The 14,833-nt window shown below is 73.0% G+C and carries 13 protein-coding genes; 5 read left to right on the plus strand and 8 right to left on the minus strand.

Annotation, left to right across the window (positions count from 1 at the left end; all coding sequences use genetic code 11):
• Positions 1-18 precede the first annotated feature (18 nt).
• Both pfkB and C4U03_RS35435 read right to left on the minus strand, forming a co-directional pair.
• Positions 19-957, minus strand: a complete 939-nt coding sequence (gene pfkB, locus C4U03_RS35430) for a 1-phosphofructokinase (protein WP_103944182.1) — start codon at positions 955-957, stop codon at positions 19-21.
• Between the two features lie 478 nt (positions 958-1,435).
• Positions 1,436-2,197, minus strand: coding sequence for a DeoR/GlpR family DNA-binding transcription regulator (locus tag C4U03_RS35435; RefSeq protein ID WP_103944183.1), 762 nt, complete (start codon positions 2,195-2,197; stop codon positions 1,436-1,438).
• A gap of 117 nt (positions 2,198-2,314) precedes the next feature.
• Here C4U03_RS35435 and C4U03_RS35440 point away from each other — a divergent pair, with 117 nt between their 5' ends.
• Positions 2,315-3,148 (plus strand): metallophosphoesterase family protein, encoded by an 834-nt coding sequence (locus tag C4U03_RS35440; RefSeq protein WP_103944184.1) that lies wholly within the window; start codon positions 2,315-2,317, stop codon positions 3,146-3,148.
• A gap of 221 nt (positions 3,149-3,369) precedes the next feature.
• On the opposite strand, the gene C4U03_RS35445 is transcribed toward C4U03_RS35440, so the two are convergent.
• Complete coding sequence (locus C4U03_RS35445) at positions 3,370-3,789, minus strand: pyridoxamine 5'-phosphate oxidase family protein (protein ID WP_103944185.1); 420 nt, start codon at positions 3,787-3,789, stop codon at positions 3,370-3,372.
• 68 nt (positions 3,790-3,857) lie between these two features.
• Positions 3,858-4,538 carry a response regulator transcription factor gene (locus tag C4U03_RS35450; protein WP_103944186.1) on the minus strand — a complete coding sequence of 227 codons (681 nt, stop codon included), beginning with the start codon at positions 4,536-4,538 and terminating at the stop codon, positions 3,858-3,860.
• Positions 4,539-4,733: 195 nt separating this feature from the next.
• Here C4U03_RS35450 and C4U03_RS35455 point away from each other — a divergent pair, with 195 nt between their 5' ends.
• Positions 4,734-6,398 carry a sensor histidine kinase gene (locus tag C4U03_RS35455; RefSeq protein WP_103944187.1) on the plus strand — a complete coding sequence of 555 codons (1,665 nt, stop codon included), beginning with the start codon at positions 4,734-4,736 and terminating at the stop codon, positions 6,396-6,398.
• 140 nt (positions 6,399-6,538) lie between these two features.
• On the opposite strand, the gene C4U03_RS35460 is transcribed toward C4U03_RS35455, so the two are convergent.
• The gene (locus tag C4U03_RS35460; protein WP_103944188.1) at positions 6,539-7,228 is read right to left on the minus strand and encodes a TetR/AcrR family transcriptional regulator; all 690 of its coding nucleotides are present in this window, start codon (positions 7,226-7,228) and stop codon (positions 6,539-6,541) included.
• A 79-nt stretch (positions 7,229-7,307) separates the two neighbouring features.
• Here C4U03_RS35460 and C4U03_RS35465 point away from each other — a divergent pair, with 79 nt between their 5' ends.
• Entirely contained in the window at positions 7,308-8,888 is a 1,581-nt protein-coding gene (locus C4U03_RS35465) for an ABC-F family ATP-binding cassette domain-containing protein (protein ID WP_103944189.1), read from the plus strand.
• On the opposite strand, the gene C4U03_RS35470 is transcribed toward C4U03_RS35465, so the two are convergent.
• Positions 8,862-10,253: a WS/DGAT/MGAT family O-acyltransferase gene (locus C4U03_RS35470; RefSeq protein WP_200827687.1), complete on the minus strand. Its 1,392-nt coding sequence runs from the start codon at positions 10,251-10,253 to the stop codon at positions 8,862-8,864. The genes C4U03_RS35465 and C4U03_RS35470 overlap by 27 nt on opposite strands.
• Before the next feature lie 268 nt (positions 10,254-10,521).
• Here C4U03_RS35470 and C4U03_RS35475 point away from each other — a divergent pair, with 268 nt between their 5' ends.
• A complete protein-coding gene (locus C4U03_RS35475; protein WP_103944191.1) occupies positions 10,522-11,499 on the plus strand; it encodes a CapA family protein in 978 nt (325 codons plus the stop codon).
• A 20-nt stretch (positions 11,500-11,519) separates the two neighbouring features.
• Here the strand turns inward: C4U03_RS35475 and erm are convergent, their stop codons facing one another.
• Positions 11,520-12,320 (minus strand): ErmE/ErmH/ErmO/ErmR family 23S rRNA (adenine(2058)-N(6))-methyltransferase, encoded by an 801-nt coding sequence (erm, locus tag C4U03_RS35480; RefSeq protein ID WP_103944200.1) that lies wholly within the window; start codon positions 12,318-12,320, stop codon positions 11,520-11,522.
• A 680-nt stretch (positions 12,321-13,000) separates the two neighbouring features.
• The gene (locus C4U03_RS35485; protein ID WP_103944192.1) at positions 13,001-13,561 is read right to left on the minus strand and encodes a DoxX family membrane protein; all 561 of its coding nucleotides are present in this window, start codon (positions 13,559-13,561) and stop codon (positions 13,001-13,003) included.
• A 455-nt stretch (positions 13,562-14,016) separates the two neighbouring features.
• Here C4U03_RS35485 and C4U03_RS35490 point away from each other — a divergent pair.
• On the plus strand, positions 14,017-14,833 hold an 817-nt coding region (locus tag C4U03_RS35490; protein WP_103944201.1), incomplete at its 3' end, for a L,D-transpeptidase.

The following is a 14,833-nucleotide window of genomic DNA, read 5'->3' on the forward strand; positions in this document are numbered from 1 at the left end:
GGTGGACCGGGGCGTGGATCAGGGTGGGAGCGGGCGGTTCAGGTCGGGGTGTTCATAGACATGGACGATGTCGTGGCGGATGTCGGCGGGGCCGGGCATCCGGCTGGCGGGCAGGCGTACCGCGGCCGCTCCCCAGGCCAGGCCCTCGGCCAGGGCGCGGGGCCCGCGGGCGCCGCCGGCCAGGAAGCCGGCCAGCAGGGCGTCGCCGGCGCCGACCGTGCTCTTGGGGCGGGTGACCGGGGCCTCGCCCGCCACGACCCCGTCGTCGTCGACCAGGACCGCGCCGTCGGCGCCCAGGCTCACCAGCACGGCGCGGGCGCCGCGCTTGCGCAACTCCTGGGCCGCCTCGACCACGTCGCCGAGGCGTTCGGCCCGGCGGCCCACGGCCTCGGCCAGCTCCTCACGGTTGGGTTTGACCAGGTCGGGACCCGCCTCGACGGCCGCGGGCAGCGCGGGGCCGCTGGAGTCGACGGCCACCCGGATCCCGGCTGGAACGAAGGTGCGGCACAGCTCGGCGTAGATCCCGTCCGGCACGCCCGGAGGCAGGCTGCCACAGGCCACCACCCAGCCGGCCGTCTCGGCCTCGGTCAGCACCGCCTCGGCGACCGCGTCGAGCTCGGGCCGGGTCAGCGCGGCACCGGGCTCGTTCAGCTTGGTGACCACGCCGCCGGGCTCGACGATCGTGATGTTGGAGCGGGTGTGCCCGGCGACCGGTACGGCCCGCACGCGCAGTCCCCCGGCCTCCAGCAGGCGCTGTAGCCGGTCGCCGTCCGGCCCTCCGGCGGTGATCACCGTGCCGCAGGCCACCCGGTTGGCCAGCAGCGCGCGCGAGACGTTCACGCCCTTGCCGCCGGGGTCCAGCCGGGCCGACCGGGTCCGGATGACCGCGCCCCTGGTCAGCTCGTCCACCTCGATGGTGCGGTCCAGGCTGGGGTTGAGCGTCACCGTGACGATCATGCGCGGGCCACCGACCGCCGCTGTGGCATGTTGTTTCCTTCCCGTTTTCCTGTGTTCTCCTGTGTTTACGCCCGAACGGGTGGCAGGTCAAGGCTCCGGCCGACGAAAGTACGGACGCCTCCGGACCCGATGCGCCGCCCGAACCCGGCACAGACCAACGTTTCCGCAGGTCACATCCAGACCGGCCGCCGAGGCCGGACAGCGGTCGAGGCGAGGAGGTCAAGGGAAGAGCGGAAGCGAAAGGGAGAACGGCGGCGAGGGGAAGAGCCGGCCGGCCGGGCCGGGCACTGCGGCGAAGGCAGGGCCCAGGCGAGAGACCGGACGGAGGGGAGGCCGAACGCGGACGATCTCCGGGCCGGTGGCGAGGGAGAGAGCGGAGCGAAGGAAGACGGTGGCGAGGGGGAAGGCGCGGCCGCCGGGCCGGGCGCTGCGGCGAAGTGGGTGTCGAGGTGAGGGAGAGCCGGGCAGCGGGAGAAGGTCAGACGCGGATGATCTCCGGGCCGGCGGCGGCCAGTTCGCCGGCGCGCTCGGTGTCCAGGCCGGTGTCGGTGATGATGACGTCGATGGCCGACAGCGGCGCGAACCGCACCAGGTGGTCGTCACCCATCTTGGTGTGGTCGGCCAGCAGGACCCGGCGCCGCGACGCCTCGATCATCGCCCGCTTGGCCGCCGCCTCGGGCTGGTCCGGGGTGGTCAGGCCACGGGCGGCCGAGCAGCCGTTGGTGGCCATGAACGCCACGTCCACGCACAGGTCCGCCAGCGGGCGCAGCACCCAGTCGTCCACGGTGGCCAGGGTCCGGCCGCGCACCCGCCCGCCCAGCATGATCACGTGCAGGTTGGGCCGGGTGGCCAGCACGGTGGCGTGCGGCGGCGAGTTGACGATCACGGTCAGCTCGCGGTCGGTGGGCATGATCCGCACCAGCCGCGCCGTGGTGCTGCCGGCGTCGATGATGACCGAGCCGTCACCGGGCAGTTCCTCCAGCGCCGCCTTGGCGATGCGCTCCTTCTCGTCGGTCATCACCGTCTCGCGTGCCGCCAGGGCGGGCTCGAACCCCAGCCGTTCGACCGGGATCGCGCCGCCGTGCACGCGCCGCAGCGTCCCGGCGCGCTCCAGCACGGTCAGGTCCCGCCGGATCGTCTCGGTGGTGACCGAGAACTCCTCGGCCATCGCCACCACGTCGACCCGGCCCTTGGCACGTGCCCGCGCGAGTATCGCCTGCTGCCGTTCCTCGGCGTACATGCCGCGCGTCACCCGCCCCGGGTCGTGGTCCGTGTGAGTCCATTGTCATATACGCGGGTCGTCTCGGGATGGCTAGTCTTCGCCGCAGGCCCCGCAGCGTCCGGTCGAGGTGATCACATGGGTTCCGCCGTTCCCGAGCTGTACGCCACCAGTGATCTGCACGTCGGCCATCCGGAGAACCGGGCGCTGGTGGAGCGGGTCCGGCCGGGCTCGCCCGGCGACTGGCTACTGGTCGCCGGCGACGTGGGGGAGCGGGTCGCCGACATCGAGTGGGCGCTGCGCACGCTGGCGGAACGCTTCGAGAAGGTGATCTGGACGCCCGGCAACCACGAGCTGTGGACGCCGGGCGGCGAGGACGCGGGGCTGCGCGGCGAGCGGCGCTACCGGCACCTGGTGGACCTGTGCCGGAGCCTCGGCGTGGTCACCCCCGAGGACCCCTATCCGGTCTGGGAGGGCCGGGGCGGGCCGGTCACCATCGCCCCGCTGTTCCTGCTGTACGACTACACCTTCCGTCCGCCCGGCGCGTCCACCAAGCAGGAGGGGCTGGCCATCGCCTACGAGTCCGGGATCGTCTGCACCGACGAGGCGCTGCTGCACCCCGACCCCTATCCGGACCGGGAGAGCTGGTGCGCGGCCAGGCTCGCCGAGAGCGCGCGGCGGCTGGACGAGCGCCCCGCGGGCCTGCCGACGGTGCTGGTCAACCACTTCCCGCTGATCCGGGAGCCGACCCGCGTGCTGCGCTACCCGGAGTTCGCCCAGTGGTGCGGCACCGAACGGACCGACGACTGGCACGTGCGCTACGAGGCGACCGTCGTGGTGTACGGGCACCTGCACATCCCGCGCACGATCTGGCGGGACGGGGTGCGCTTCGAGGAGGTCTCCCTGGGCTACCCGCGCGAGTGGCGCCCCCGGGGCACACCGCCCGTACTGCGCCGGGTCTTCCCGGACTGAGCCGCGCCCACCGGCGCCCGGCCCAGGCACCCCGGTACACGATCGCGGAGACGGTGGCGTCGCTCGGCCGGTGCCCGGCCCAGGCGCTCCGGTGCACGATCGCGAAGTCGGCGGCGTCGCTCGGCCGGTGCCCGGCCCAGACGTTCTGGCGGACGATCGCAGAGACGGTGGCGTCGCTCGGCCGGTGGCCGGCGGGCCGGTTCGGGGAACGCGCCCCGGTGTCAGGTCGGGAGGGTTTCGGGGGTGCGCCGTCCGGAGATCAGCGCCGGACGGATGCGGATGAAGGCCTCCCGCCGTCCGGGCGCCCAGGGCCGCAGCGGCAGATCCCGCAGCCGGGCCGTCTCCTCGGGGTCGGACACCACCCGGGCGGGCCCGATGACGACCACGGACCAGCCGGTGCGCGCGTCCGCGTCGAAGTCGTCCGCCTCGAAGGCCACGATGGCGTTGCGGGCGGCGGCGGCCAGCTTGGACCCCTCGCCGGTACGGATGACCACGTCGCCGCCGTCGAGGATGAAGTTGACCGGCTGGACGGCCGGCAGCGCACGATGGGTGAAGACGATCCGCCCCAACGGCACCTTGGCGAGCAGGGTCCTGCATTCCTCAGGGTCCAGGATTTCCAGACCCCCGCTGTCGTACGGCATGGTCCCAGCCTCGCCGGTCCCCGCGACGCCCGTTAGGGACCAAGGTCCCCAGTCGGCCCGGCCGGTCCTCAGCGGGTGGTGCCCTCACGGTCGGCCTTGAGCTGGGCGGCCAGCGCGGCGGCCTGGGTGCGGCGGCGCATGTCGAGTTTGCTGAACAGGTTGGAGACGTAGTTCTTGACGGTCTTCTCCGCCAGGAACATGCGCTCGCCGATCTGCCGGTTGGTCAGCCCCTCACCGATCAGCTCCAGGATCTGGCGCTCCTGGTCGGTCAGGGCGGCCAGCGGGTCCTTGCGGGCGGCGCGGTCGCGGACCCGTTGCAGCATCCGGGCGGTGCTGCGCGGGTCCAGCAGGGACTGGCCGGAGGCGACGGTGCGCACGGCGCCGACCAGGTCCGAGCCGTGGATCTGCTTGAGCACGTAGCCGGAGGCGCCCGCCATGACCGCGTCGAACAGGGCGTCCTCGTCCTCGAAGGAGGTCAGCATCAGGCAGGCGACCTCGGGCATGGCCGACCGGATCTCCCGGCACACGCTCACCCCGTCGCCGTCGGGCAGCCGTACGTCCAGCACGGCCACGTTGGGGCGGGCGGCGGGGATGCGGTCCAGCGCCTGCCGGGCGGTGCCGGCCTCGCCGACGATCTCGATGTCGTCCTCGGCGGACAGCAGCGCGGCCACGCCCCGCCGCACCACCTCGTGGTCGTCCATCAGGAACACCCGGATCGGACGCTCCTGGGGGGACTCCTGGGGGCTCATGCGGTGCTTCCTCACATGTCGGGCCGGATCGGTCTTCCGGGCGATGCTGACGCTGGTTTCGTTACCCGATGCTGCCGGGCCGCGAACGTTCCGGACGTCGGGGGCGAAGGTCCCGAACCAGGCAATGCGGGACCTGCTACCTACAATGATGCAGTGATAGCGGGACAGGACCCAGGTGATGACCGGGCGAAGCTGATGCTGCCCCAGCTCAAGCTGGACGACCTGCTGACGGAGCTGCAGGCCCGGTTGGAGACCGTGCGCTCGACCCGCGACCGCGTGCACGCGCTGCTGGAGGCCGTGGTGTCGATCGGCGGCGACCTCGACCTGGAGACGGTGCTGCACCGTATCACCGAGGCGGCCACCACCCTGGTCGACGCCCGCTACGGCGCGCTGGGGGTGATCGGGGACGAGGGCGAGCACCTGATCCAGTTCGTCACCGTGGGGGTGACCCAGGAGGAGATCGACAGGATCGGGCACTGGCCGCACGGCCACGGCATCCTCGGCCTGCTGATCAAGGAGCCCCGGCCGCTGCGGCTGCACGACCTGGCCGAGCACCCCGAGTCCTACGGCTTCCCGGCCGGCCACCCTCCGATGCGGGGGTTCGTGGGGGTGCCGATCCGGGTCCGCGACGAGGTGTTCGGCAACCTCTACCTGACCGAGAAGGCCGGCGGCGGCGACTTCGACGAGCAGGACGAGATCGTGCTCACCGCGCTGGCCACGGCCGCCGGTGTGGCGATCGAGAACGCCCGGCTGTACGCGGCCGGCCGGCGACGCGAGCGGTGGCTGGCGGCCTCCGGGGAAGTGACCACGGCGCTGCTGTCGGGCCGTGCGCCGGCCGACGTGATCGCGCTGGTGGCCGAGCGGGCCCGGCAGATCTGCGACGCGCGGCTGTCGATGGTGGCGCTGGCCGACGAGGCCGCCGGGACGTTCGTGATCGAGGCCGCCGCGGGCCCGGACGCCGACCGGCTGCAGGGCCTGCGGGTGCCCCTGGAGCAGTCGGTGGCCTTGCGGGTCTATCGCTCCGGGGAGCCGTCCTCGCTGCTGGAGGGCCAGGCCCTGGCCGGTGACCTGGAGGTCGGGCCGGTGCTGATCGTCCCGCTCGGCACGGGCACGGCCGCCCGCGGCGTGATCTGGGTCGGCAACGCGCCGGACGCCCCACCATTCCGGCAGGACACCGTACGGCTGCTGGAGGCGTTCGCGGGCCCGGTTACGGTGGCGCTGGAACTGGCCGAGCGGCGCAGCGACGCCGAGCGGCTGACCCTGCTGGAGGACCGCGACCGGATCGCCAAGGACCTGCACGACACCGTCATCCAGCGGCTGTTCGCGACCGCCATGACGCTGATGAGCGCGACCAAGCTGATCGAGCGGCCGGACGTGTCGCTGCGGGTGCGGCGGGCCATCGACGACCTGGACGACACCATCCGGCAGATCCGCTCCACCATCTTCGCCCTGCAGACGCCGCCGGACGCCGAGGGCCTGCGCAGCCGGCTGCACACCATCGTGGACGCCGCCGCCGAGAGCCTCGGCTTCGCCCCCTCGGTCCGGCTGGCCGGCCTGCTGGACACCGCGGTGGACGAGGAGATCGGCGAGCACCTGCTCGCGGTGGCGCACGAGGCGCTGTCCAACATCGCCCGGCACGCCCACGCCGGTGAGGCGTCGGTGAACGTGGACGTCGGCGACAGCGACCTGACCCTCCGCGTCGAGGACGACGGGGTCGGCATCCCCGAGGGCGGCCGCCGCAGCGGCCTGCGCAACATGGCCGACCGCGCCCATCGCCTCGGCGGCACCTTCACCGTCCAGCCTCGCCCCGAAGGCGGCACCCGCCTGGTATGGACCGTGCCCCTCCCCTCGGAGAGCTGACCCGCCGCCCCGGCGGACATGAGCCTGGACCGTGCCCGGCTCCCTGAGCACCGACCCGGTTCTGAACGACATACGCGTGGGACTGCGCCCGGCTCCCTGAGCACCGACCCGGTTCTGAACGGCGTGCGTCCGGGGGCGGGTTATCCCTGGGGCATCCGGGCGGCGATGCCGTCGAGGAGGCAGGCCAGGCCCTCGGCGAAGACGGCGTCCCAGTCAGTGGACGGGTGGCCGTGGTCGACGAGGGACGGGTAGCGGTCGCGGTGGGCCGTCAGGTGGTCGGCGATGGTCTGGCGGGTGGCGGGGTCTTCGTGGCCGCGCCAGGCGGCCTGCATCATCGCCGATCCGATCACGTAGTGGGATAGAGCGTAGGTCGCGGCGGTGAGCCGGGGGCCGCTCAGCCCGGCCTCGACCAGGGTGGCGTGCAGGAACTCCGTCCGTTCCAGGACGTTGGGGCCCATCAGGGGGCGGCCGAGCAGCACCGCCGTCCAGGGGTGCCGCAGCATCGCGGCCCGCCATTCGCCCATCAGTGCGGTCGCGTCCGCCCGCCAGTCGCCGGATGGCTCGTCCGGTACCCGCGCCTCGCCGAACACCGTGTCCAGCGCCAGGTCGAGGACGTCGTCCTTGGTCTTCACATGCCAGTACAGGGTGGTGGCGCCGGCGTTCAGCCGTTCGGCGAGGCGGCGCATCGTCAGTCGGGTGATGCCTTCCTCGTCCAGCAGTGCGATCGCCTCGGTCACGATGCGCTCGCGCGATAGCGGCGGCGCGTTCCGCTCGGACCGCCCGGACCGCTCGGGCCGGAACCACACGCCGCCCGCCTCACCCTTGACCATGCCGCCCAGTCTAGTACGTTGTGCCAGTACCCGACCAACGTTCTAGAAGCCGGATCAGTGTTCGAGAGGCGGTGCGGGAGTGGGGCATGTCGAGGTGAGCCGGGTGACCTATGTGCTGCCGGACGGGCGCCCGCTGCTCGATGACGTCTCCTTCCGCGTCGGCGAGGGCGTGAAGGCGGCGCTGGTCGGCCCCAACGGCGCGGGCAAGACCACCCTGCTGCGGTTGATCGCGGGGGAGCTGTCACCTGCGCAGGGCACCGTCGTCTCTTCCGGAGGGCTCGGGGTGCTGCGCCAGTTCGTTCCCGGAGACCGGACGGTCGGGCAGTTGCTGCTGTCGGTGGCGCCCGCGCGGATCCGCGCCGCCACCAGGGCGCTGGCCGCGGCCGAGGCCGCGCTGGGCGAGGACGAGGCGAGCCAGCTCGCCTACGCACAGGCGATCACCGACTACACCGACGCGGGCGGCTACGACATCGAGGTGGTGTGGGACGCCTGCACGACCGCCGCGCTCGGACTGCCGTACGACGAGGTGCGCGACCGCAGGGCCGCGACGCTGTCGGGCGGCGAGCAGAAGCGGCTCATGCTGGAGGCGCTGCTGCGCGGCCCGGACGAGGTGCTGCTGCTGGACGAGCCCGACAACTACCTGGACGTGCCGGGCAAGCAGTGGCTGGAGGAGCGGCTGCGCGCCACCGCCAAGACCGTCCTGCTGGTGTCGCACGACCGGCAGTTGCTGGCCAACGCCGCCGACCGCATCGTGACGGTCGAGTCGCGGAACGTCTGGGTGCACGGCGGCGGCTTCGCCTCCTATGCGCAGGCCCGGCGGGACCGCACCGCCCGGCTGGACGAGCTGCGGCGGCACTGGGACGCCGAGCACGCCAGGCTCAAGGAACTGGTGCGGACGCTACGGCAGCGCGCCGCCGGCAACGACGCGGTGGCCTCCGCCTACCAGGCGGCGCGCACCCGGCTGGCCCGGTTCGAGGAGGCCGGGCCGCCCCAGGCGCCGCCCAGGGAGCAGAACGTCCGGATGCGGCTGCGCGGCGGCCGTACCGGCAAGCGGGCGGTCACCTGCCAGGCGCTGGAGCTGCCCGGCCTGGTGGAACCGTTCGACCTGGAGGTCTGGTACGGCGAGCGGGTGGCGGTGCTGGGCTCCAACGGCTCCGGCAAGTCGCGCTTCCTGCAACTGCTGGCGGGCCTGCCCGAGCCGGACGTGCCCCATCGGGGCGCGGCCCGGCTGGGGGCACGGGTGGTGCCGGGGCACTTCGTCCAGACCCACGAGCGGCCCGACCTGCGAGGCCGTACCCCGGCCGAGATCATCATGACCGGTCACGCCTGCACGCTGAACGACGCGATGCGGGCGCTGGCCCGCTACGAGCTGGCCCCGGCCGGGCGGCGGCCGTTCGAGACCCTGTCGGGCGGGCAGCAGGCGCGGTTGCAGATCCTGCTGCTGGAGCTGTCGGGATGCACGCTGCTGCTGTTGGACGAGCCGACCGACAACCTCGACCTGGCCAGCGCCCAGGCGCTCCAGGACGGGCTGGAGGGATATGCGGGCACGGTGCTGGCGGTCACCCACGACCGGTGGTTCGCCGCCGACTTCGACCGGTTCCTGGTGTTCGGCGCCGGCGGGCGGGTCACCGAGTCACCGGTTCCCCTTTGGCACGGCTGAGGCGAGCTCGTCCAGGCCGTGGGTGATGCCGGCGGTGAAGACCTCCAGGTCGAGGGTGGTGTCGAAGTCGCCGGTGACGCCGAAGTACAGCCGGCCCAGGTAGGAGAAGATCCCGGTGGCGATCCCCGCGCCCGCGGCGATCGGGACGTACGGGTAGAGGGCGACGACCTTGCGGCCCGCCACGTACAGCGGGAACTGCGGGCCCGGCACGTTGGTGGTGACCGTCTGGAACAGGGTGCGCGCCACGGTCATCACCGCCCGGGAGGCCAGGGACAGCATGGTGGGCGCGGTGCCCGCCAGCCGCACCAGCGCGTCGGCGCCGGCGGCCTGGTGGGTCTGCTTGAGCCGGGCCATCTGGGCGTGCAGCGACTCCACACGCGCGAGCGGGTCGGGCTCGCCGCAGGGCAGCTCGACCACCAGGGCGGACACCCGGTTGCCGAGCGTCTGCGCGTCCTGCCGCACCGAGACCGGCACCAGCGACCGGACGAGGGTGTCGGGGGCCAGTTCGCCCCGCTCGGCCAGCAGGTCCCGGAAGCCGCGGGTGACGGCCGCCAGGATGACGTCGTTGACGGTGTAGTCCAGGTCCAGTTCACGGCGGATGGTCTTGACCTGGTCGAGGTCGGCCTCCAACGAGACCCAGCGGCGGTGCGGGCCGGTGGGGCCGTGCAGCGAGGGGACCGGCGGGTGGGCGATGTGCTCGACGGTGTCCGGCAGCCCGCCGGCGAACTGGCCGGCCTCGCGCAGCCGGTCGGTCTGGAAGGGCAACGCGGGCAGCCGTGCCAGGCGGCGGACGAGCGCGCCCGCCGGTGCCACGACGCTCTGGCCGAGCCCGCCGAGCGCCAGCGACAGTTTGGACGGCGCCGGGTCCTCGGCCGGCTGCGGCTGCTCCCCGGGGCCGGACGGGGGGTCGGGCTCCAGGTCGAACAGCACGGTGATCAGGTCGCTGCCGCCGACGCCGTCCACGACGCAGTGGTGCACCTTGGCGATGAGGGCCCAGCGACCGTCGGCGAGCCCCTCGGCCACCCACATCTCCCACAGCGGCCTGGCGGGGTCCATCCGCTGGCTCATGATCCGCCCGACCAGGTTCCGCAGCTGCTCGGGTCCTCCCGGGGACGGGACGGCGGTGTGCCGCAGATGGTAGGAGAGCCGGAAATTGGGGTCGTCCACCCAGCCCGGCAGGTCCAGGTTCAGCGGCACCGTGCGCACGCGCTGCCGGTAGCGCGGCACCTGCGGCAGCTTGGCGGTGACCGTGCGGACCAGTTCCTCATGGGTGGGCGGCGGCCCCTCCAGCACGGTGACCGAGGCGATGTGCAGGGGCGTCCGCTCGCTGTCGGCGAAGTAGAACCCGGCATCCAGCGTGCTCATCCGCTCCATCGCGGCCACCTTCCGTCGGCTCGACGCACTGTCCCCTCAGCGTCCCTTTCCAGCATGCTCATGCCGTATCCGGGAGGGACGGGCCGAAAGTCCTCAGGACCGTGACGTCCTCGCGCCGGGCACCGACCCCGCCGTGCCGGTGCCGTGGACGTCCGTCCGCGTGGTGTTCCCAGGTCGGCCGCACTAAACGCGGCGAACCCGGGTACCGGAGCCATAAAGGACTTTTCGGTCTCCCGGAATCTTCCCGCCGAGGTGGATCATGCCCATCACGCTGGCGTTGGCCGGCGACACGATGCTGGGACGCGACGTGGCCAGGCGGCTCAGCGCCGTCTCGTCCCGCGACCTGTTCTCCACGGCCGTACGGAACCGGTTCACCGCCGCCGACCTGGCCATCGTCAACCTCGAATGCTGCATCTCCACCCGCGGCGAGCCCTGGCGGTCGCCGGGCAAGATGTTCCACTTCCGCGCCCCGCCCAAGGCGGCCGAGTCGCTGTCCTGGCTGGGCGTCGACTGCGTGACCCTGGCCAACAACCACGCCCTGGACTACGGCTTCGAGGCCCTCGCCGACACGCTCGACCATCTGGAGAACGCCGGCATCGAGGCGGTCGGGGCGGGCCTGGACGTGGAGCAGGCCAGGGCCGGGGTGATCCTGGAGGCCCGTGGCATGCGGGTGGGGGTGCTCGGCATCACCGACCACCCCGCGGACTTCGCCGCCGGACCGCACCGTCCGGGCGTCGCCTACGCCGACCTCGGCTCGGGCGTCCCCGGGTGGGTGACCGAGCGGATCGCCGACCTGCACCGCCGGGCCGACGCCGTGGTGGTCACCCCGCACTGGGGCCCCAACATGATCGCCGAGCCCCTGCCCTACGTCCGCCGGGCCGCCGAGCGGTTCGTGGACGCCGGGGCCACCCTCGTCGCCGGTCACTCCGCCCACATCTTCCACGGCGTGGCCGGGCCGATCCTGTACGACCTGGGCGACTTCATCGACGACTACGCGGTGGACGACCGGCTCCGCAACGACCTGGGCCTGCTGTGGCTGGTCACCCTGGACTCCCGGGGACCCCTGGAGGTGACGGCGGTCCCCCTGGCCCTGGACTACTGCCGCACCCGCCAGGCCGGCGGAAACGAGCGGTCCTGGATCCGCGACCGCCTGACCAGGGCCTCCGCCGAGTTCGGCACTCCGGTGGAGGAGCACGACGGCGTCTTCACCCTGCGCGTGGCCGTCCCCGCCCGCTGATCCCGCCGCCCCTCGGCCCATCACGGCCTGTTCGCGTGCAACACCTGGAACAGCCGTACCCACTGGTCAGGGTGGACGTAGGCCACCACCGTGCCCCGGTCGAGCCCGGCCGCACCGAACGCGTCGTCCACGCGGGAACGCGGGTGGACGCCCCGCAGGGACGCGTGCAGTGTCCCGCCCCGGCCACCGAACCCGACCTCCACGCACCGCCGGTAGGCGGGCAGCGCACCGGGCGGCAGCAGGGGCCGTGCCCGCCGGTCGACCCGCAGGATCGCGGAGTCCACGCGCGGCACGGGTCGGAACAGGCGGCGGTCGATCCGGCCCGCCAGCCGCCAGCCGAACACCGGCCAGGTCTGGACGGTCAGCCGGCTCCACCGCCCGTAGTCGCCGGTGCGCTTGCGCGCGTACTCCAACTGGGTGATCAGGGTCGCCGAGACCAGGCCCGGCGCGGCCAGGGCCCAGTCCACGATCCGGGAGGTCACCGCGTAGGGGATGCTGCCGGCCAGGTGGAACGGCCCCTGCGGCGGACGGGCGCGCAGGAAGTCGCCCGGCACGCATCGCACGTTGCCGAGCGGGGCACAGGCCGCCCGCAGCCGCCCGGCCAGGACCGGGTCGATCTCGTAGGCGATGACGTGCCCGGCCCGTTCGGCGAGCGCGGTGGTGATGCGTCCATCACCCGCACCGACCTCCACGACCAGCGCCCCGCCGGGCAGGTCGTCGGTGACGGTACGGGCGTAGTGGTGGATGGTGGCGGGATCGATGAGGAAGTTCTGGGAGAGGGTGCGGCGGGCTCTGTCACGGGCGGTGCGCCCGGCGGGCACGCCGGTGCCCGGTCGCGGTCGGCGGTTCACGGTCGCTGTCCTTCGCTGCCGGCCGTACGGGCCGGCGACGGGGGACGGGCGGCACGCGGCGTCCCGCAACCGCGCGGACGCGGGATCAGGACGGGCCGGCCGCCCGTCCGCAGAGGTCAAGGGCGGTCGAAGCCCCCGGGCCCGGGAAAGGACGGCACAGCGACACACGAGCGGTGCACGGCGAACGCGCACAACGACGATCACGAAGGCCCGCGTGCACGAGGACCGCGAAGGTCCGCGTGAGCGGGATCGCGAAGGTCCGCGTGAACGACGGTCACGAAGGTCCGCACAAGCGGCGATCAAAGGTCCGCATGGACGGCGATCAAAGGTCCGTGTGAGCGGTGATCGTGAAGGTCCGCGTGAGCGGTGGGCGAGTCGTTACGCGTGACGGTCGAGAGTGGGCGCCCTTACAGGCCCAGGAGAGGACGGCCCGCGCGCAGCCGGCAGAACGCCGGGACACAGGCGGTCAGCTGGACCGCGCTGTTCGTGAAAGGTGCACACATGTTCCCGACCCTAGAAGGAAGGCGCCCCGGCGACCAACAGGTTTTCCGCCCGCACCACCCGGTGTGGCAGAGCCCGGAAAAGCGGAAACCCCCTCCCAGGCGAGGCGCTGGGAGGGGGTCGCTCGGTGAGAGGTGGCGGTCGGTGCATCACTTGAGGATGGGGAAGCGGCGGACCAGGGCGGTGCGTTCCCAGACCTTGCCGAGGCCGAGGGTGCGGCCGGCGCCGACCAGGGCCAGGCCGACCAGGACCAGGGCGTAGATCAGGTGGTCGTCCATGAAGGGGTTGTTCTCGGGGGGCAGGACGGCGGTCCACATCATCACCAGGAGCAGGGCCCCGGCGGCGGCGGCGATCCGCATCCCGATGCCCAGCGCCAGCGCGGTGCCGATGCCGGCCAGTCCGATCATGAACAGCCAGTCCGCCCAGACCGCTCCGGCGAGGCCGTGGTAGAGCCCCTCGAACGGGCCGGCGACCGCGTTCTTCAGGAAGCCCTCGGTGGGGTGGCCGCCCTCGACCCACGCCTTGGCGGCCGGGGTCTCGTGCCCGAGGCCGAAGGTCTTGTCCAGGAACGCCCACAGGAACGTCCAGGCCAGCGCCAGCCGGGTGACCGCCCAGACGTAGCGGGCGGCGGGGGCCTCGGTCAGCGGCGCGGTGGCCGCCAGGTGCGGCCGGGGGAGTACGGGACGGTTTCTCTGCTCGGTTGCGGCCATCTCCAACTCACCTTCTCGGGATTCGGTGCGTCTCTGTTTTCGACACCTTGAGTGAACCCCGCCGGACCCGGGCCGTCGCAGGGCCCAACGGGGCCCTCCCAGGAGGACTTTGGTCCCGATATGCCGGGACGGTGCGGCCCTAGGCGGCTGCCCGTCGCCCTCGGGACGGGGCGGCCGGACGTCGCTGACTGTGCGTGGTCGGCCGGGGCGGAGACGAGGGAAGGCGGCAACCGCGCGATTGGGGGCTTGCGCGCCCATCGGTCCAACTCCGACGAATGGTAATCCCGCAGGTCAGCAAGCTGACGAGGCGGTGGGCGGGCAGAAGTTTGCCTTTTCCTTTCCACTTCTCAGGGTTACCGGCTCGTCGCTCATGGTAAACGTGTGACTCCAGCGTGGTCATTGCATCACGCTGGGTAACAGCCCCCACTGCCGGGGAATCCCGGCTTGGAGTTGTCGTGACCGATCGTTCCCCATGGGCGCGCCCTGCCGTGGCACGCCCCGCGCGGCGTGTCGCCACCCGGCGCGGTGCCCTGGCGGGCATCGCCGCGGTGGCGGCCGCCGCAGTGCTCGTGACGGGCTGCGGTGGCGGCGAGCACAAGCCGCAGACGGGCCGGACCTCCGCCCCAGACCTGTCGAAACTGCCGCAGGCGACGACGTTCACCACGTTGCGCGGCCTGCCGCAGGACCCCCACCCGTTCGCGGAGACCGGCGGCACGGTGGTGAACCCCGCCGTCACGCTTCCGGTGTCGGCCGAGCCCGGCGGCCCGCCCGTCGTGGCGCTGCCCGACAGGCAACTGGACGGCCCCACCTGGGTCCCCGTTCTGGAGGCCAAGGACGGCTGGCTGCGGGTGATGTTGCCCAGCCGGCCGAACCGGGTGACGGGGTGGATCCGGCAGGAGGGCGCCAACCTGACGGCCGCCCACAGCCCCTATGTCGTCAAGGTGGACACGGGGGAGCGCCGGCTCACCCTCGTGCGGTCCGGCCGCAAGATCGGCGCCTGGACGGTGGCGGTGGGCGCCGCCAAGACGCCCACCCCGGCCGGACGCACGTTCCTGCTCGGCCTGCTCAAGCCGTCCGACCCCAAGCCCAGCCCGCTGATCATGCCGGTCGGAGCGCACTCGGAGACGCTCGACACCTTCGGCGGCGGGCCCGGCACGGTCGCCTTCCACGGCTGGGCCGACGAGTCCGTCTTCGGCAGGGCCGTCACCCACGGCTGCGTCCGGGTGCCCGACGACGCGCTGACCCGGCTGTCGAAGGTGCCGCTCGGCACCC

Source organism: Thermomonospora echinospora (assembly GCF_900108175.1).
In the GTDB taxonomy this organism is placed as follows: Bacteria; Actinomycetota; Actinomycetes; order Streptosporangiales; family Streptosporangiaceae; genus Thermomonospora; species Thermomonospora echinospora.